A 17,781-nucleotide genomic window follows, 5' to 3' on the forward strand; every position below is an offset into this window, starting at 1 on the left:
ATTAGCCACAGAGTTGACGACACTCCTTGCGCGCAGCTTCAGCCCGGTCATCGACCCAGCGCGCTAGGTCGTTGAGGTGCACGCCCTTAGCCGATTTCTGACTCTCCTCAATGCGGACCAGCGGCAGCGCGATCTCGCCGGCCGAGATTTTCCGGATCAGCTTCTCGGGCGTGAGGTGTGAGAAGTAGTCCCGGCACACGAGGCTGATCGGGATCACGGCCGCGCCGCCGTACTGCGCCAGCAGGAGGAACGACGTGTTCATAGGCTCGGTCCTCGCGGTGGGTTGGACGATCCGGGGGTTGGGAGCACGCGGCATCTACCCCTCCTCTTGTTCTGTGGCCGGGGCGGTGGGGCGGGGGCCTCGCCACTCAATGAGCGGCATTTCGAGCGGCACGCGGCTGCGGCCGCGGGCCAACGGGTGGATCGGTGCGCCATCGCCGGTCAGAGCGAAGGCGTGCAGCGGGTGGGTGCGGTTGAGCGACAACGCCGCGATCACTCCGGCGTGGAGCCCGAGCGCGAGCAGGTTGCCCCAGGCGACGATCCGCACGTCAGTCGGCCCGAGCCATGCAATCTCGGGCTTCGGGGTAGCTGGTTGGCCTGGGTGGACCTCGGCGAGGATCAGCGCGGCGATCGGGCGGCGGTTCGTCACTGCGCCCTCGCCGATGAAAAGACGTGTGCGGACGCTTGCGGAATCAGGGATACAAGCTGCTGATCTGACGCAGCTTTTGTCGGCAAGCGACCCGAAATCAGGGCAGTGGAATCACTGCCGCGCAGGGCGGCCGCGAGGTGCTGCAGGTACTGACCGCCCGCACACATCGGCTCGAATTCCTCGCTCTCCCGGGCGTAGAACTCGGCCAGGGCGAACAGTCCGGCTCGCGTGGTCGGCAGGATAGTGGTCAGCGTCTGGAAGGCCGCCGAACTCGCATCGGCCGCGGCGTTGGCGCGGCGCACCTGCCCATCGTCGTTCTCGTCGAGGCCAGACAGCGCCGCGGTATGGGCCGCCTCCGCGGTCTCGGCCGTGGCGATGGCCCGGTGGATCGGATCATGGCCCACCGCCGGCCACCACGCGCAAGCGAGTACCGTGAGATCTGCGACGCGGACCTGCGCGGCCCTATAGGTCGAGCCGTAGCTGTCAGCGAACGCAACCTCCTCGGCGAGCCACCAGCGCAAGTGCTCGAGGAGCGCCATCGCGCCAGCCGACGTAGTGCAGGCCGTCGTGACCAGGGCGTCGCCGGCCTCGCGGTAGGCCTCCTCGGCGAGGATGGATGCCTCGCCGTCGGGCGCCACCTGGAACGCGTCGTAGGCCGCGCGGTGGGTGGCGATGGCCGCGAGGATGGGATCGGCTCCGGTCATGCCGATCCTCCCGACGCCATGCCGTCCACGAACAGGTCGGGCTTCATCTCGGCCGCGCGTGCCCAGACCTCCGTCACGACCTCGTGGCTGAGGAGTTCCTGGGCGGCGAGGATGAAGGCGCGTCGCCGGCCGTCCTTGGCGGAAGAGGCGGCCAGGGTGTCGGCGGCATGCGCCTGGTCCCGCTCGGCTCGCCGAAGGGTGCCGATCCGTTCCTGCAGCCGCGGGCGGATGCGACGCTTGCGCTTGTGCGCGGTGGTGGCGCGTCGGCGCCACTCCGGGTCCGCGCCGCGCAGGTCGGCGGCGGACAGCTGGTCCTCGATCTGGGCGATCTCGCCGTCGAGGACCGCCAGCAGCTGGCGCCCCTCCTCGGCGGTCGGGATGTCATCGAGGTGGATGGCGCGTCCATCGATCAGCAAAACGTCGATCCCGACGAGGCCGCGGGTGGGAGGAATGCGACCGATCGCGTTCATGCCCGCGCCTCCACCATGAAGTCGGCATCGTCCGGCGCGACCTTGCCGGCCTGGGCCCAGGCGGGCAGCGATCCGCTGCCGGTCCAGGCCGCACGGTCACGGTCATCGTGACCCGGCTCGTCGCCGAAGCCGGTGAACCCCGGCGGCAGGCTCTCCCCGGTGGCGCCCAGGATCGCGCGGGCCGCAAGGGTCAGGTACAGGCCCGCGTCGCTGTCGGCGGCGCGCCCCTCGGCCGCTATCGCCATCGCCAGGCCGGTGACGCGCAGACCGTCCGGGGTGACCGGGGCCGGCAGGGCGAGGATGCGCAGGACTTCTTCGCGCCGCGCCTCGTTCACCGCCAGCGCGGATTTGTGGGCGGAAGAGGTGGGATTCGAACCCCCTTCGATCGGCCGGGCAGCCACGAACCAGGCATAGGCGGTCAGGAGGCGATGCCGGCAGGCGACGTGCGGGTCGGTGATGTGGGTGGTGATCACGACAGCACCCCTTCGTTCGAGATGGTCAGGCGTCCGGCGCGGTAGTCCTCGACCCAGGCCGGGTTCTCGCCGGCCGGGCCGAACAGCGCCGGCAGGGCGGCGGCGACGTCGTCGTAGATCCGGTTCAGCAGGCCCTCGGCCCGCTCAATGGCGGCGCTGCGCTGATCGTCGTCGATGAGCACCCGGTCCTCCTCGGCGTAGGCGGCCCCCGAGAGGAAGTCCTGGAACACGAGGTCGACGAGCGTGGTGCCGAGGGCGTCCCGCGTCTCGCAGGGAAGGCCGGCCCAAGCCGTGGCCGGGTGGAGCGGCGGGACGTTCGAACGCGATGATTGGGGTGTGTCAGTAGTAGCCCGCCGATCGACAAGGGTCATGCGGCTTCTCCTCGGTCAGTCGTGACAGTTGAACGCTGATCGAATGTCTCGAAGCCGAGGTCCCTGCGCAGCAAAAGCTCGATATACTTGGATCGTGAGAAGCCGATGCGTGTTGCCTTCTCATCGGCTGCGAGCACGACGTCACGAGACAACCATAGCGATGACTTGAACGTCTTACCCTTATCCACTGGACGCGTCATACCAATCTCCCGAGTGATGCACCTATTGTAGGGCGATTGTAGGGATATGTCGAGTTAAAAACAGACAAAAACGACATGTGAGATCGGGCGTGTCTGCGCCTCAGAGCGGGCGCGAGGAGCCGCATCATATCGTCGGCGGCGTCGCGCAGCTAACGATGGTCAGTCGCGATATGATCGGAGCGCAAGTCGTGCGCCGACGGCCAGTTGAGATCGGGCGAAGGCTAGGGCCAAGTGGCTAGCCGAGGTGCTCGGGAAAGGGCGTATGATGAAAGTTACGGGTGAAGGGTCCGAAGGGATTGTTCTAGATGTCGAGGCTGGGGACCGCGTTCTGTTACCCTTAAATGCTGACGAGCGCACCGCAGCGTTTGAGGTTTTAACGGACGCACTCGCTTCTCTGTCAGGTATTATGCTGTACGACGTAAGGGCAGCAGATCAAGATTAGTTCTTGAAAGCGAGCCAGTTATCCGCCGGGCGCCAAAAATCAGGCGACGTTGCGCACCGCTCGCATGCATCATCGCGAGAGAGCGGTCGGGGTAGGCCCGGGGAAGAGCGAGGGGGTCTCGCCGGCATGGAACGCGCCTTAATGCTCAGCAATCTCGGTAACAGCGATAGCGCCGTCGAAACTACGCTTGAACATGCTAGTGCACTGACACCGACATTCGCAACAGGCTCTCGCTAGCCAACATACTGTGGCAGCTGCAGAAATTTTCGCGTGAGGTGCACCTTTTGAGGGCGTCAGTGCACTAGCGGAAAGGGTACCTCAGCTGGTACGGCGCCGCCTTGATACAGCGTTGGTTATGGCAGCGATGAGTCGCCAAGAAAATTTTTATAAATTTAATATTTGTTGTAAATTTCTTCAAGTCTATCTATGTCCATCTGAGAATAATCTGGCACGGCGTTCTCATCATCAGGTGCATATTCTTCTAATATATCAGGAGCATCAAAATATAATATACATAGTTTATACTCATCATCAAGCAATAGATGGCCAGCGCGAGAAATAGCCTTTAAAATGAATGTTTGTATGTAATTATCTAATCCGTTATCATATATGACCTCGTTATCTATTGCGCCCCGGCAGATTTTTGCCCAATCATCAGATAAAAGTCCGCCATCTAGAGCGTCAAGCATCTCTATAGCATGGCAAACATCGTCAAAATCTTTTGCATTTTGAAATTCTTCAAAAGCTTCATACTTTTTCCTCGAGTAATCAAAGATTAGTCTTAGATTATCTATATCGACTTGATGTGAGTAGGTAGCAATTTCATTTTCGATAGCAAATTTTCCTCTTTCCACCACTAAAGAAACATAAAGACTTAAAAAGCTGCGTATTTCTGAATGCAGATAGACCCCGAAGCCTGTTCTGCTTTTCCACTCATGAGAAAGCACAACATGAGGCTTGCCAGGCTCTAACACAGAACTAAAATCTCCATCTTTGGTTATCAAATGCAAATCGCATCCAGATGTCGCATGCGATAAAATTATTTCCCAATTTAATCTATCGCCAAACGAATCTGATTTACCAGGAGGCTCTCCAAGCTTCAGTCGCAAATCAGTCTTACGGATAATTTCGTCGGTCTCGGCATAAACGCCTGCTAATTGCATAATTTTTCCGATAAAGATATCTGCATTTGTTGCAATATTAGCAGCTTCTGATTTTGCTTTTTTCAGAGCGGCTGTTCGAGCTATCCTTGCGGCGGTTAGATATTTTTTAAAATCTTTAGTTTCTTGATAGCCCATCATGAACCTCGGAATTGATGGTTCCTTGAGGGAAAACTTCTCAAAATCAGTGAGGGCGGAAGCGATTTTGTTATCTCTGTTTCTAAACCACTCTCTCTCAACCTGCGAAGTAACTATGAGCTTGATTTGTTTGTCTGCGACAAGCTTATAAATTCCTTCAAGCTGAGCTGTATCATCGTGCGTCGTCGCGTAAAAGCTTAAAAATATACTTGTATCGATAAACACGCAAATTGACATCGCGGTCGCCTTTAATTGCTTTACCGGAGTCTATCAATCACCTCTGGCCGCGAAAAGATCATTCCGGACTGAGTGGCGCCAGGTGTTGCTCGTTCGTCCGCTCCACCTCCAAAGCGAAGGTCACAAGGGCTCGGACGGCTTCCGGCTGCGAAGGCTTGGGATCCGGCTGACCGCATACCGGTGTCCGCGTGCTCACTTCAGGTAGCCCTTCGCCTTTAGGTGATCCGTCAACAGCTTCTCGACAAGCGAGGTAAGCGAGCGCTGGTCCTCGGCCGCAGCCTTGTCGGCAGCCGCTTTGATCGCCGGATCGATCCGGAGATTGAGAGTCGCGGTCTTTCTGCGTTGCTCTGCCATCTAAAATGTAACGCCAGTGGCTTGACATCGATGCGGCCAAGCGTAACGTAAGTGGCGTTACAAGGCAACGGCTCGGCCGGAGGATCCTACCCCTCCCGCCGAGCCTGACCCCAACCGTCTCGTGAGGACGATCATGGCTACCCGTCATTCTACAGCACCGGCCCGCGCCGGTGAACGCGGCCCCGCGCGTTGTTCGCTGCCCGTCACCTCTCAGCCACCCAAGGCCCGCAGCTATTTCTCTTCGCACGGCTACAAGCGCGCCGACCGCCAGCCGCTGCAAGGGCTCGACGTGTCCGATCAGATCGACCCGTGGGATACTATCTTCGGCGCCTCTGCGACGCGGCCGGATACACCGCATGTCCGCGCCCTGCGCTTCCTGAATAGCACCGGCGAACTGCTGTCGGCCGTCATCCTCGTGGCCGGCACCATCGCCGGTTACGGCGTCCTACACCCGTTCTGAACCGAGGGAAGATCGACGATGGCGAGCCACCGTAAAGCCTCTCCCGTGGCGCCCCAGGGCAATGCGTCCGGCGTCCCTCTCCGCGAACGTGCTGCGAGAACCCGCGAGGCGACCGAACGAGTCTGCAATTCGCGTAAGGCCAGCGAAACCACGGGCGACAAAGTATCAGCGTCTGGACCTTGTGAAGAGAAATATGAAGCACATCATGCCCCCCTGCGGGCAAATCCGGGCAGGCGCAGCAATACTGCTGACGCTAAAGGGGTGCCTCGCAAGGGGGATGTCATGTCAGTGCACGCAGTCTCGCGAGCGAACTTTGCGTCTAGGGTGAGGCAAGGTGGCGTTTTGTCGGTCGACAAAGCCGACGCAGCTTCTTCATCGCCGGAGAAAAGGCGGATGCGGATGGATCTGGCGGCTAAGACGCTCCTGGACCTGATCGCCCTTTATGACGTCTACGAGCATGCCCGAAAAGGGCTTGCGATGAGCACCAGTCGCGGGTTCGGCCGGTCGTGCGAGATCATGGTGGCCGACGAAGGCGAGCGCCTGGGATCGGTGCGTGAAGCGATCTACGATGAGCTTAAACGCCGCAACCCTGCAGATGTCTACGAGGCGGAGCAGCGGGGAACATGTCTCGCCCGCTTCGCTGCTGACTGCTGCGAATGGGACGAGGTCGCGGAGATCGCCGCCGAGACAAAGGCGTGGCTTCACCGGCTGTCTATGGAGGCGGCCGCGTGAGCAACGTGATCCACTTTCCCCGCACAGCGGCCGGGATCCCGGCCGCGCCCATTCTCCGCGAGCAATTCGAGCGTCTGGCTGGGCTCGCCCTCGATGTCGTCGATCAGATCGTTCTCTTGCTCGACGAGGCGGACGACAATCCTGATGCAATGGACGTCGAGAACCAGCCGGCGGAAGCTGTCCGGCAGCACCACCATGACAATTTCACCGCGGATAGGGGCGGTGAGAGCCGATCATAGGCTGCGAGTGTTGGGCGGATATAGCACCGGCGGCCGACCCCGCCGGACGTCACCCACCCTAGCTGCACGGCGGGCGATCACGCCAAGCCCGCGTCTTGTTGTGTACGGCTGTATGACCTACAAACGCCATACAGAGCCGAACGCGTCTTGCGGTGCGATCGGCGCCCGGCCGAGACCCAAACCTCATGACCTCGAAGAGCAAAGAAGCGGCTTCCGCAACTCCCCTTGACATCGTCAAGGAGCAGTTCGGTCGCCGCCTCTACGAGCTCATGCTTGAGAAGGGCTGGACCCAATCGGAGATGGGTAGGCAGGCAGACATCCCTCGGGACGGCATATCGAGCTACGTTCGTGGCCGGGCCTTGCCCACCCGACAGAATCTGACAAGGCTCGCGCGGGCGCTCAGCGTGCCAGAAAGCGATCTGCTCCCGAGTCGCATCAGAAATGCGAGTGACCCGGATGGGTCAGAAGTGTCGGTGCGCATCAGCCCGGACGACCCGACGCGAGCATGGCTGCGCGTCAACCAGCTCGTTTCACGTGAGGCGTCGACCCGCATCCAGGAGATCTTGGCCAACGATCGCGCGTTCCTGGCGGAACAGGATCGGCAGCGGTCATCCTCGTGATCGACCGCGCCGTCAGTACAATCATATCTATCTCACCCAGCTGATCCGCATGGCGCGGTAGACTGAACGACGCCGAGCGGCCGCACGCCCGTGTCCATTTTGTAGGTTTTGTCTGGTGTTGTCGGCCTACGCCATGCTACGGTGCAGGCCCTTTCGACGCGGAGCTGTGTCGTGAAGCCCCACAATCCCCGCCCCAGTTGAAGAGATGAAAAAGCCGGCCCTGCTGTGCGCGGAGCCGGCTTTTCTGATGCCCACCCGCAGCGAACGGGTTGAGCGAAATCCCTTGGCAGGACTGGCATATGTATAGCGCAAATCTGCCCCAGCAACAACCGTCAACCTCAGCGATTTTGTGGATTTCTACGGCCGCTGTCGACTGGTTGGTGCTGCCATGAACATGCACCGCCCTTCCGGTGTGCAGGAAGCGATCGCGTTCCTGAAGCTGATCGACCCGATCGGCCGGCACCACCTCGACGCCTTTCATCCCGAAACCGGATCGACCGAGGGCCGGACCTTCGAACCCGGGGCCTGGGACGAGATGGCGGATTGGATCCGCCCGCGGATCGGCCAGCGAAATCTCTATTTCAGCGTCAACGAGCCGAAGCTCGGGGCGCCGCACAAGAAACTGACGAAGGCCGACATCGCGGCGATCCGTTGCGTGTTCGTCGACGCCGACCCGCACGGCGATCGGGAGACTGCCCGGCACGAGCTGGCGCAGCGCGCCGAGGAAGTCGAGAGCGGCCCCCTACCCGCCACGGTATCGATCGACAGCGGCAACGGCCAGCAATGGTTCTGGAAGCTCGACGAGAAGATCGGGGCGCTGACCGGCGGGCAGTGGGCCGAGGATCAGAGCCGGACGCTGGGTCGGCTGTTCAAGGGCGATGCGGTCCAGAACATCGACCGCATCATGCGGCTGCCGGGCACCGTCAACCTACCGACGCCGAAGAAGCTCGCCAAGGGGCTGATGGGCGGCGTGGTGCGGGTCACGCACAGTAGCGGCGTCACCTACACGCCCGAGCGGCTGGCCGCCTATTGCGCCCCGACCGGCCCGCTGGAGCGCAAGGAGGCCGCTGCGGCGGTCCGCGCCGCAATGGACGACATCGACGTTGACGAGGCCCATTCCTACGGCGACTTCGACGTCCTGCCCGATGCGCTCAGGGCGCGGCTGGTGACCGCCGGGGCTCGGGATGGGCGCTTACGCGGCATCCTGGACGGCACGATCGACCCGCCCGACGATGGGTCCGGGTCGGCTTGGCGGGCGGTGCTTGCCGCAGCTCTGGCTCGGCATGGCTTCTCTGCGCAGGATTATGCCAACGTCGTCTGTGCCTGGCCGCTCGGGTATCCGCAGCACAGCGGGCTCGACGGGCTTACCCTGCGGGTGCTGTCACGGGACTGGGGCCGCTGCGGCGCGCCGGCTTCGCAGGATACCACGGCTGAGCGCTGGTTCGACGCGGAAGCACCAGGGGCGCAGGCGGCGCAGACGAGCGACACGGATTGGCGGAAGGACTGCCTGCGGAACGATAAGGGCGAGGCGCTGCCCGTCCTGGCAAACGCCATGGCGGCGTTGCGCTCGGCGCCCGAACTCGCCGACGTCTTCAGTTACGACGAGATGCAGTGCGCCACGATGATCAGTCGTGTCGTGCTGGCATGGGGCTCGCCGCCGGGTGAGGCGATGCCGATGCGGCTCGCGACCGACACGGACATCAGCCAGGTGCAGGAGTGGCTGCAGAAGGCCGGCCTGCCCCGGCTCGGCAAGGAGATCACCCACCAGGCCGTCGATTACCGCGCCGTCGAGCGCGCCTTTCATCCGGTCCGCCAACACCTCGAAGGGCTGGCCTGGGACGGACGGGAGCGCCTGTCAGAGTGGCTGTCGACCTATCTCGGCGCCGAGCAGACGCCGTACACCGCCGGGATCGGGGCGATGTTCCTGATCGCCATGGTGGCGCGGATATTCGAGCCTGGCTGCAAAGCCGACTACATGATGGTGCTCGAAGGCCCGCAGGGTGCCAGGAAATCGACGGCGTGCGCCATCCTGGGTGGAGAGTGGTTCTCCGACAGCCTGCCCGACGTCACGGCCGGCAAGGATGTATCGCAGCATCTCCCGGGCAAGTGGCTGATCGAGATCGCCGAGATGTCGGCCATGTCGAAGGCCGAGAACGCGGCGCTCAAGGCCTTCATCAGCCGACCCGTCGAGCGATACCGCCCGAGCTACGGTCGCAAGGAGGTGATCCAGCCGCGCCAGTGCGTGTTCGTCGGGACGACCAACAAGAGCGCATACCTGCGCGACGAGACCGGCGGGCGCCGGTACTGGCCGGTCAAGGTCGGCCGCGTCGATACGGATGCGCTGGCGCGGGACCGGGATCAGCTCTTCGCCGAGGCGGTGCGCCGTTACTGCGCTGGTAATCGGTGGTGGCCTGACGAGGCCTTCGAAGCCGAGTACATTCGGCCGGAGCAGGAAAGCCGCTTCGAGGCAGACGTATGGGAGTCTCCAATTCGCAATTACGTCGCCGAATTGTCGAGTGTTCTTGTGGGTGATGTGGCCCGTTGGGGGTTGATGATCGAAACCCCAAGGATCGGTCGCGCAGATCAGAACCGCATCACCGCGACACTTCAGCGGTTGGGCTGGAAGCGGGCCGACCGCAAGGACACCAAAGGAAACATCCCATGGGTCCGCGAGCAAGCTTAGCCACCGGACGACCGGACGACCCGGACGACTTTCCAACGAGCGGTAATGCGCACGCGCGCGTGTGTGCGCGCATACACCTTCTATTGAAAGTCGTCCGGGTCGTCCGGTCGTCCGGTAATTCGATTAAATCAGAGAGGAGTTATGCCATGAGCGTGACCACGAAATCCGTTGCCATCGACCAACTGCCTGCCATCGACAAGGCGCTCGACACGCTGCTGAGCGCGATCATCGCACATGATGCCAAGCGAGATGCGCAGCCGAGTGAAACCCCGCTGCGCGCGAATTTTGTCAGCTTCGATGATTTGGCGAGCTTTCCCCCTCGGCAGGCGGACTTGGGCGAGATGCTCGCCGACCCAATCCGCTACGGCCTGCGAGAGACGGTGATTCATCTTGGCCGGCAGATCTTCCGCTTGAGCGGCAGCACTGACGCGATGCGCGATGCGCTTGAGCGCGTCGCCGAGATGGATCCCCGCCACTACGGCTACCGCGCGACCATCATGGACAAAGCCTGGGACGGCATTGGCGACGACAAGGACCGCTGGTGGAGCTGACGGGCTGCCGCTCTCCCTTCGTACAACCCAGAGGTCTTCCTGATGTCCCGCCGCTCAATCGCTCTTGCCCAGGCCGCCGGTGAAGCGACGGACGCGCCGGTGCTGCCCGCCACACCTGCTCTGCGGCTGGGTGACCGCTGCCGCTGGCCCCGGGATAGCCGCCGGGAAACAGCGATGGCTCAAGCCGCCGGTGAGCCGAACCCGGTCCGCTGGCATGCTGGCGTGACCAATCCGGGCTGCGAGGTCATGGTGCGCGACGCCATGGCCCGCAGGGGCGTGGACACGGTGCTGCCGATGCTCAGGTTCTGGCGGGTGCGGAACCGCAAGCGGATCATCGCCGAGCGCCCCCTGATGGCCCGCATCGTGGTGTTCGGCCTCGACCGCTCCACGCAGCACATCGCCGGCATCTACGGCCTGGAGCGCATCGTGAGGGGTGCGTCGGACCGGTGGGCGGTACTGGCCCAAAGCGAGGTGGAAGACCTGCGCCTGCGCATCCTGCGGGGCGAGTTCGACGCCACGCTCAGGCAGACCGACCCGCAGATGGAGGTGCCGCCCCTGATCCGGCACTTGGTCGCGATCGGGGCGCTACCGTACTCGGCGACCTGCACCCACAAGGCCGCGCGGAACTTAGGCTTGAAATTCAAGGACGTGGCATGATATTCGAAGACGTCCGTACGGTAGGTTGCTCTGCACCTGCCGTGCGTTAGCTTTGGCAGCTCGCAGCAGGTCGGTCTCAGGCGCAGCCCGGGACTTGGGATCTCGGCGCCTTTCAGCAGCATTAAAAAAAGGCGGGTTGGACTCTGGAAAGGACGTCCGCAGGATGTCGGAGCCCAACCCGCCAGCCACTCGGGGAGGCTGAATTCCAGAGTGGATGGCAAACCCTAACGGGCCTGTGGATATCCGCATCATCTTAGGATTGTTTTCTGATGCCTCAAGGCGGGGTGATGAGCCATACCGCCCTGGTGAGGGGGCTCAGTTGAGCCCCACCCCCTGCCAGCCCGCCGGCACCACCACGAAGACCGAGACCTTGAGCAGGTCGTTCAGCTGAGCGGCCATCGTGTCGGCCAGGGTGCGGGAAGTGGGCTGGCTCTGCTTCTGGTTGGTCAGGGTGTTGATGACGAGGTGGGTGCGGGCCGGGTTGGTCTTGGTCATCTGCGTCTCTCCTCTGTCTGTGCTTATGTTGTACTTCTCATTACTTGTGGCGTCAAAAGTAAAAGCGCAGATGAGGTGAAATTTGTCGAAGCACAGGCGAGGTCGTCATGTTCGGCTGGTTCAGCAAACGGCGACGTGAGGAAGAGCAGAGGCGCCGGGAGCAGGAAGACAGGCTCCGCCGCGCAAGGCTGCCGGACGCGCCCGAGTCTCGCACCTCCCGCTCCTCATGGGACGACAGCCCGATGAACCCCGCCTCGCCCTCGGGCATGATCCTCAGCCCGCTCAGCCCCCTGTCGCCGCTCTACGGTGGGCATGCCGCCCCCGACACCTCGTCCTGTCACAGCCACCACGACAGCGGATCGTCCTGGGGTGGGTCGAGCGACAGTGGGTCGTGCTCCTCGGCGTCGGACAGCGGCGGGTCGAGCGGCGGTGGTGGGGACTGACCTGCCCCGCCCCGAAGTGTCAGGGCCCCTGGGGCCTCCGGACCTATACGGGTGGTCGGGGCCCCCGAGTTTCCTAGCGCCAGGGTGCCAAAACCCGTGAACGGTGAACGGTGAACGCCCCGAGTGAACGCTCTTCGACGATGACCCAGGCCGAGTTCGCCCGGCACCGCGGCGTCTCGAAGGCGATCGTCACCAAGTGGAAGGGTCAGGGCCTGCTGGCGGTCACCGCCGATGGCCGGGTCGAGGTCGAGGCTACCGAATGGAACCTCGACCAGAGGCCGGCCACGAACCGGGGCGGCACGACACACCGCCCGATCCGCGCCATCCCGAGGGCCGAGCCCGATCCCCGCGAGCGCCCGGCGCCGCAACCGAGCAAGGCGAGCCAGGGCGCACCGCCCCGGCAGGCGCCCCCGCCCGAGCCTGACGATGAACCGGGGGATCCTCCGGAGTTCGACCCGGAGAACCCGAACCTCTCGCTCGCCGCGGCGGCGCAGCGGAAGGAGAACCACCTCGGCCTGCTCCGCCGGCAGGAGTACCTGACCAAGCAGGGCAAGCTAGTGGACCGCGCCGAAGCCGAGGCCGCCTTCTTCGACGAGGCCCGGGCGATGCGCGACGCCTGGCTCGCGTGGCCGGCCCGGGTCGGCATCGAGATGGCGGACGCGCTGAAGGTCGATGCCCGGACGCTGACCCAGGTCCTCGCCAGCTATGTCCAACAGCACCTCGCCGAGCTTGGCGAGCCCAGCAGCCCCGATCTCGGCTCCCCTGAGACCGGCTGACGTCGGCAGCCTGCGCCGGTCCTGGCGGCGCGGCATGACCCCGCCGCCGAACCTCGACGTGGTGCAGTGGGCGGAGCGGTACCGGAAGCTGAGCAAGGAGAGTTCGAACGGCGGCAAGTTCTTCGTGTCGCGGGTCGAGGTGGCCCGCGGCCCGATGCTCTGGGCGACCGAGCCCGGGGTCAGCAAGATCACGCTGATGGCGTGCACGCAGCTGCTCAAGACGACGCTCATCGAGAACGTCATCGGCCGCTTCGCCCACGTCGATCCCTGCCCGATGCTCGGGGTGTTCCCGAAGGACGACGCGGCCGAGACCTTCTCGAAGGACCGGCTGGCGCCGATGATCCGGGACACCAAGGTGCTGACCGACCTGTTCGGCGAGGCCAAGTCCCGGGACGCCGGCGCGACCCTGTCGCACAAGCAGTTCCCGGGCGGGCACATCACCCTGGTGGGCGCGAACAGCCCGACCAACCTCGCGATGCGGCCGATCCGGCTCCTGGTCTGCGACGAGATCGACAAGTACCCCCTCTCCGCTGGTGGAGAGGGGCCACCGATCGACCTCGCCGAGGAGCGGCAGGCCGAGTTCAAGGCGAACAGCCTGACGGTGGTGGCCTGCTCGCCGACGATCGCCGGGCGCTCGGCCATCGAGGCGAGCTACGAGGAGAGCGACCAGCGCAAGGCCTTCGTCCGCTGCCCGCACCCGGGCTGCGGTGCATGGCAGTCGCTGGAATGGGAGCGGGTCCGGTTCGAGAAGGACGAGGCCGGCAAGATCGATACCCACACGGCGCGGTATGAGTGCGAGGCCTGCGAGCGGCCATGGACCGAGGCCCAGCGCCTCGTCGCGCTGAAGCGCATCGAGTGGCGGCAGACCCGGTCGTTCACCTGCTGCGGTGAGCCGCAGACGCCGGAACGGTGGGCGCCCCTGGCGCACGGGGTGCGGCGGGCGCTCTGCCGGCACTGCGGCGGGCAGGCCGTGCCGAACGACCATGCCGGCGGCGTCGCCTCGAAGCTCTACGCGCCGAAGCAGACGATCCGGGAGACGGTGACGAAGTTCGCGAGGGCGCTGCGACGCGGGCCGGAGACGTTGCGGACCTTCTTCAACACCCAGCTCGCCCGCACGTGGAAGGAGGGCGCCGACGCGCCGGACTGGCACGACGTCTACGCCCGGCGGGACACCTTCCTGTCGGGAACGGTCTGCCGGGCAGCGCTGATCCTGTTTGCCGGGGTCGACGTCCAGAAGGACCGCCTCGAGGTCGGGGTCTGGGGCTTCGGCCGGAACCGGGAGCGGTGGCTGGTCGAGCATCGGGTGCTGCCCGGACCGACGAACCGGCCGGAGGTCTGGGCCGACCTCGAAGCCATGTTCGGGGAGACGTGGCAGCACGAGGCCGGCGCCGAGATGGCGGTGCGAGACTGGGGCATCGATTCGAGCGGCTTCACCGCCGAGGTCTACGCCTTCGTCCGCTCGCAGGGCGGGCGCGGCAACGTGCACGCGGTCGACGGTCAGGACAGCTACGCGTCGGCCTTCCTCGGCGTGGGGGCGAAGGACACCACCCCCGCCGGCAAGAAACTGCGGCGCGGGCTGAAGACGATCCGGGTGGGCGCCTCGTTCGCCAAGCAGGAGCTGATGGGCTGCCTCGCCCTGCAGCGCCCGGCCGAGGGCAATCCCTTCCCGGCCGGCTTCGTGCACCTGCCGCGCGACGTGCCCGAGGATCAGGTCAAGCAGCTGACCGCCGAGGAACTGGTTACCCACGTCACGCGCGGCCGCACCCGCCGGGAATGGGTGCCGATCGGCGGCCGGCGCAACGAGGTGCTGGACTGCGCGAACTACGCCCGCGGCCTCGCGGCGATGCGCGGCTGGGACCGGTGGCGGGAACTGCACTGGCGCGATCTCGAGGCGGCGCTGGGCATCGAGCGGGCCCGCCCGACGATCGACGAGGCGCCGCTGCCGCCCGCGGTCTCCGCCGGCACGCTGGCCGCGCGGAACCTGCAGCGACGCGCCGTCCGGCGCAGCCGGGTCAACAACAGGCCCACGAGGTGAGCATGGCCGACACGCCGGAACAGGAACTCGCGAAGCTGCGCGCCCAGCGGGTGAAGCTGCGCGCGGCGATGGCGAGCGGCGTGCTCACCGTCGAGGGCGCCGACAATACGGGTCGCGTGACCTACCGCAGCTACGACGAGATGAAGAAGGCGCTGCGCGACCTGGACCGGGACATCGCCGCGCTGGTGGCCGCGACCGGCGGCACGGTCGTGCGGCGCACCACCCAGGTCGTGATGACGGGGCGCAGCGGGTGGTGAGCGTCGCCCCGCCGGTCCGATTCCGGGTCAAGGGCACCGGCCAGTACGTCGCGCCGGTCGCCATGGACCTCGACGGCGAGCCGGCCGGCATGCTCGAGGCCCCGGCCTACGATGTCGCGGGCGGGCGCGGTCGCCGCTCGCGCTCCTGGCGCGTCGGTAGCTACGGCCCGAACAGCGCGATCACCTACGCGCTCGACGAACTGCGGCGAAAGAGCCGCGACCAGACCCGGCGCAACCCCTATGCCGGCGCCGCGGTCGAACGCCTGGTGTCGAACATCGTCGGCACCGGCATCGTGCCGCGCTCCACCGCGGCGCGCGCGACCGAGGGCCTGTCGAAGGCCGAGGCCCGCCGGATCAAGAAGGAGGATGCCGCGTTCCGGGCTGGGTTGCAGGCACTATTCCTGGCCTGGACCGACGAGGCCGACAGCATCGGCGCGCACGACTTCTACGGCCTGCAGGCCATCGCGGTGCGCGGCATGGTCGAGGGCGGCGAGACCTTCACCCGCCTGCGCACCCGTCTGCTCTCGGACGGCCTGTCGGTGCCGCTCCAGCTGCAGGTGCTCGAGGGTGACCACTGCCCGCACCTCAAGACCGAGCCCGGCAGCAACATCCGCCAGGGCATCCGCTACAACGCGATCGGGCGGCGCCAGAGCTACTTCCTCTACCGGGAGCACCCGGGCGACGGCGTGATGGTGCCGGCCGGCCTCGAACTCGCCGAGGTGCCGGCGGACGACGTGGCGCACCTCTACAGGGCGATGCGCCCCGGGCAGGACCGCGGCGAACCCTGGCTCGCCCGAGCGCTACGCACGCTCTACGACCTCGACGGCTACCTCGACGCCGAACTTGTCCGCAAGAAGAACACGACGCGCCTCGTCGGCTTCATCAAGCGGTCCATGGAAGAGGGCGCGGACAGCCCGGCCGGCTCCGGCCCGCTCGGCACCGACGGCGCGGACGACGATGGTGCCGTGTCGCTGGAATTCGAGCCCGGCACCCTGCAAGTCCTGGCCGACGGCGAGGAGGTGCAGTTCTCCGACCCGAAGGACGTCGGGCCGAACTTCGACATGTTCGTCCGGGAGGCCAAGCGGCAGATCGCGGCGGCCTGCGGCCTGCTCTACGAGATCCTGAGCGGCGACTACAGCACGCTGGACGATCGCACGCTGCGCGCCGCGCTCAACGACTTCCGCCGCGGCGTCGAGGCGCTGCAGCACCACCAGGTCGTGTTCCAGTTCTGCCGCCCGGTCTGGCGCCGGTGGATCGACCTCGCGATCATGTCGGGCGCCCTCAAGCCGCCGGCCGGGATGCCGCGTGCTGCGGTCTACGCCGCGAACTGGGTGCCGCAGGCCTGGCCGTACATCCACCCGGTGCAGGACGTCGAGGGCAAGACGAAGGAGATCCAGGCGGGTCTCTCCTCGCGCGCTCGCAAGGTCGCCGAGGGCGGCTTCGACGCCGAGACGATCGACGCCGAGAACCAGGCGGACAACGAGCGGGCCGACGACATGGGCCTCGCCTACACCAGCGACGGGCGGAACGCGGTCAAGCCGGCGTCGCCGGCCGACGCCGCGCCTGGCGGCAGCGAGCCGCCGCCGAAGCCGTCCCCCGCGCCGACCCAGCCGGAAGAGTGACCATGATCAGCGCGCTCCACGCCCTGACGGCCGAGCCGTGGGCGATCCGTCCCGACTACCTGCACTTCATGGCGAGCCTCGCGAGCCTGGACCGGGCCGGCCGTGCCGATCGCCGTGCCGCCGAGGGCGAGGACTGGTTCCGCCTCGACCTGCAGGCCGCCGCCGGCCCGACCGCGCAGCGCCTCGACGGCGCCCGCTATGCCATGCTCACCCGCGAGGGTGTGGCCGTGATCCCGATCGTCGGCCCGATCTTCCCGCGCGCCAACTTGATGACCGAGATGTCCGGCACCGGCGCCTCCACGGCGATGCTGGCCCGGGACTTGTCGCTCGCCCGCGACAGCGCGGACGTCGGCGCCATCATGCTCCTAGTGGATTCGCCCGGTGGCTCGCCGACCGGGATCAATGCCCTGGCCGATCAGCTCTACGCCCTGCGGGGCGTCAAGCGCGTGGTCGCTCACGTCTCGGGCTCGGCGGCCTCGGCGGCCTACTGGATCGCCTCGTCCGCGGGCGAGCTCGTGACCGACAAGACCGGCATGCTCGGCTCGATCGGCGTGGTGGCGGCGCTTTCGAAGCAGGTCGAACCGGACGCCACCGGCAGCCTGTCCATCGAGATCGTGTCCTCGAACGCGCCGAACAAGCGGCCCGACCCGCAGTCGGAGGACGGTGCCGGCCAGGTGCGGGCGCTCCTCGACGGCATCGAGGCGCAGTTCATCGCCGACGTGGCGCGCGGTCGGAAGACCACCCCGGCGCGAGTCCGCACCGACTTCGGCGCCGGCGGCATGAAGGTCGGCGCCGATGCCGTCGCCGCCGGCATGGCCGATCGCGTCCGGACCCAGGACGCCACCCTCAAGGATCTGAGCCGGACCGCCGCCAACGAGCGCGCCGTCCGCGCCACGCGGCGGTAGCCGCGCCTCCCATCCCGGCCGAGCCGGGCCAGGGCACATCGCCCGCCCATCCGCCCACCCCAGGAGTACCGAATGCCGCGTGATCTCGCGGGCCTTCGCCATGATCGC

The 17,781-nt window shown here is 65.6% G+C and carries 21 protein-coding genes; 12 read left to right on the top strand and 9 right to left on the bottom strand.

Features of this window, described 5'->3' with window-relative positions; translation table 11 throughout:
* Position 1: 1 nt before the first annotated feature.
* The 8 genes from HPY23_RS14045 to HPY23_RS14080 form a co-directional block, all read right to left on the bottom strand.
* Positions 2-262, bottom strand: a complete 261-nt coding sequence (locus tag HPY23_RS14045) for a pyocin activator PrtN family protein (protein ID WP_091890152.1) — start codon at positions 260-262, stop codon at positions 2-4.
* A gap of 54 nt (positions 263-316) precedes the next feature.
* Complete coding sequence (locus HPY23_RS14050) at positions 317-649, bottom strand: DUF1643 domain-containing protein (RefSeq protein ID WP_091890118.1); 333 nt, start codon at positions 647-649, stop codon at positions 317-319.
* The gene (locus HPY23_RS14055) at positions 646-1,353 is read right to left on the bottom strand and encodes a hypothetical protein (RefSeq protein ID WP_200602168.1); all 708 of its coding nucleotides are present in this window, start codon (positions 1,351-1,353) and stop codon (positions 646-648) included. The genes HPY23_RS14050 and HPY23_RS14055 overlap by 4 nt, the downstream gene beginning before the upstream one ends.
* Entirely contained in the window at positions 1,350-1,823 is a 474-nt protein-coding gene (locus HPY23_RS14060; RefSeq protein WP_091890112.1) for a hypothetical protein, read from the bottom strand. Before HPY23_RS14060 ends, HPY23_RS14055 begins: the two co-directional genes overlap by 4 nt.
* On the bottom strand, positions 1,820-2,296 hold the full coding sequence (locus tag HPY23_RS14065; protein WP_091890109.1) for a hypothetical protein: 477 nt from the start codon (positions 2,294-2,296) through the stop codon (positions 1,820-1,822). The genes HPY23_RS14060 and HPY23_RS14065 overlap by 4 nt, the downstream gene beginning before the upstream one ends.
* The gene (locus tag HPY23_RS14070; RefSeq protein ID WP_139235043.1) at positions 2,293-2,667 is read right to left on the bottom strand and encodes a hypothetical protein; all 375 of its coding nucleotides are present in this window, start codon (positions 2,665-2,667) and stop codon (positions 2,293-2,295) included. The genes HPY23_RS14065 and HPY23_RS14070 overlap by 4 nt, the downstream gene beginning before the upstream one ends.
* Positions 2,668-3,701: 1,034 nt before the next feature.
* On the bottom strand, positions 3,702-4,832 hold the full coding sequence (locus HPY23_RS14075) for a PIN domain-containing protein (protein WP_139235042.1): 1,131 nt from the start codon (positions 4,830-4,832) through the stop codon (positions 3,702-3,704).
* 204 nt (positions 4,833-5,036) lie between these two features.
* A complete protein-coding gene (locus HPY23_RS14080; protein WP_175540055.1) occupies positions 5,037-5,198 on the bottom strand; it encodes a toxin-antitoxin system HicB family antitoxin in 162 nt (53 codons plus the stop codon).
* Positions 5,199-5,331: 133 nt separating this feature from the next.
* Between HPY23_RS14080 and HPY23_RS14085 the strand changes: the two genes are divergently transcribed.
* The 7 genes from HPY23_RS14085 (at position 5,332) to HPY23_RS14115 (ending at position 11,140) form a co-directional block, all read left to right on the top strand.
* Positions 5,332-5,658, top strand: a complete 327-nt coding sequence (locus HPY23_RS14085; RefSeq protein ID WP_091890149.1) for a hypothetical protein — start codon at positions 5,332-5,334, stop codon at positions 5,656-5,658.
* Positions 5,659-6,051: 393 nt separating this feature from the next.
* A complete protein-coding gene (locus HPY23_RS14090; protein WP_091890103.1) occupies positions 6,052-6,390 on the top strand; it encodes a hypothetical protein in 339 nt (112 codons plus the stop codon).
* On the top strand, positions 6,387-6,629 hold the full coding sequence (locus tag HPY23_RS14095; RefSeq protein ID WP_200649629.1) for a hypothetical protein: 243 nt from the start codon (positions 6,387-6,389) through the stop codon (positions 6,627-6,629). The genes HPY23_RS14090 and HPY23_RS14095 overlap by 4 nt, the downstream gene beginning before the upstream one ends.
* 185 nt (positions 6,630-6,814) lie before the next feature.
* Positions 6,815-7,249 carry a helix-turn-helix domain-containing protein gene (locus tag HPY23_RS14100; RefSeq protein ID WP_091890097.1) on the top strand — a complete coding sequence of 145 codons (435 nt, stop codon included), beginning with the start codon at positions 6,815-6,817 and terminating at the stop codon, positions 7,247-7,249.
* Positions 7,250-7,637: 388 nt separating this feature from the next.
* Entirely contained in the window at positions 7,638-9,932 is a 2,295-nt protein-coding gene (locus HPY23_RS33075; protein ID WP_236013019.1) for a virulence-associated E family protein, read from the top strand.
* A gap of 146 nt (positions 9,933-10,078) precedes the next feature.
* Positions 10,079-10,483 (top strand): hypothetical protein, encoded by a 405-nt coding sequence (locus tag HPY23_RS14110; protein WP_091890093.1) that lies wholly within the window; start codon positions 10,079-10,081, stop codon positions 10,481-10,483.
* Positions 10,484-10,657: 174 nt separating this feature from the next.
* A complete protein-coding gene (locus HPY23_RS14115; protein ID WP_091890090.1) occupies positions 10,658-11,140 on the top strand; it encodes a transcription termination/antitermination NusG family protein in 483 nt (160 codons plus the stop codon).
* A gap of 315 nt (positions 11,141-11,455) precedes the next feature.
* Here the strand turns inward: HPY23_RS14115 and HPY23_RS14120 are convergent, their stop codons facing one another.
* On the bottom strand, positions 11,456-11,635 hold the full coding sequence (locus HPY23_RS14120) for a hypothetical protein (RefSeq protein WP_091890087.1): 180 nt from the start codon (positions 11,633-11,635) through the stop codon (positions 11,456-11,458).
* 583 nt (positions 11,636-12,218) lie between these two features.
* On the opposite strand from HPY23_RS14120, the gene HPY23_RS14125 reads away from it, so the two are divergent.
* From HPY23_RS14125 to HPY23_RS14145, 5 genes are all read left to right on the top strand, one after another.
* Entirely contained in the window at positions 12,219-12,854 is a 636-nt protein-coding gene (locus HPY23_RS14125; RefSeq protein WP_091890084.1) for a hypothetical protein, read from the top strand.
* Between the two features lie 34 nt (positions 12,855-12,888).
* On the top strand, positions 12,889-14,889 hold the full coding sequence (locus HPY23_RS14130) for a phage terminase large subunit family protein (RefSeq protein ID WP_236013018.1): 2,001 nt from the start codon (positions 12,889-12,891) through the stop codon (positions 14,887-14,889).
* A 2-nt stretch (positions 14,890-14,891) separates the two neighbouring features.
* Entirely contained in the window at positions 14,892-15,146 is a 255-nt protein-coding gene (locus HPY23_RS14135) for a phage head-tail joining protein (RefSeq protein ID WP_060850539.1), read from the top strand.
* A gap of 62 nt (positions 15,147-15,208) precedes the next feature.
* Positions 15,209-16,768 (top strand): phage portal protein, encoded by a 1,560-nt coding sequence (locus HPY23_RS14140; RefSeq protein ID WP_175540057.1) that lies wholly within the window; start codon positions 15,209-15,211, stop codon positions 16,766-16,768.
* A gap of 2 nt (positions 16,769-16,770) precedes the next feature.
* Positions 16,771-17,673 carry a S49 family peptidase gene (locus HPY23_RS14145; RefSeq protein ID WP_091890075.1) on the top strand — a complete coding sequence of 301 codons (903 nt, stop codon included), beginning with the start codon at positions 16,771-16,773 and terminating at the stop codon, positions 17,671-17,673.
* The last annotated feature ends 108 nt before the right edge of the window (positions 17,674-17,781 follow it).

It is taken from the genome of Methylobacterium ajmalii (assembly GCF_016613415.1).
Classification (GTDB): Bacteria; Pseudomonadota; Alphaproteobacteria; order Rhizobiales; family Beijerinckiaceae; genus Methylobacterium; species Methylobacterium ajmalii.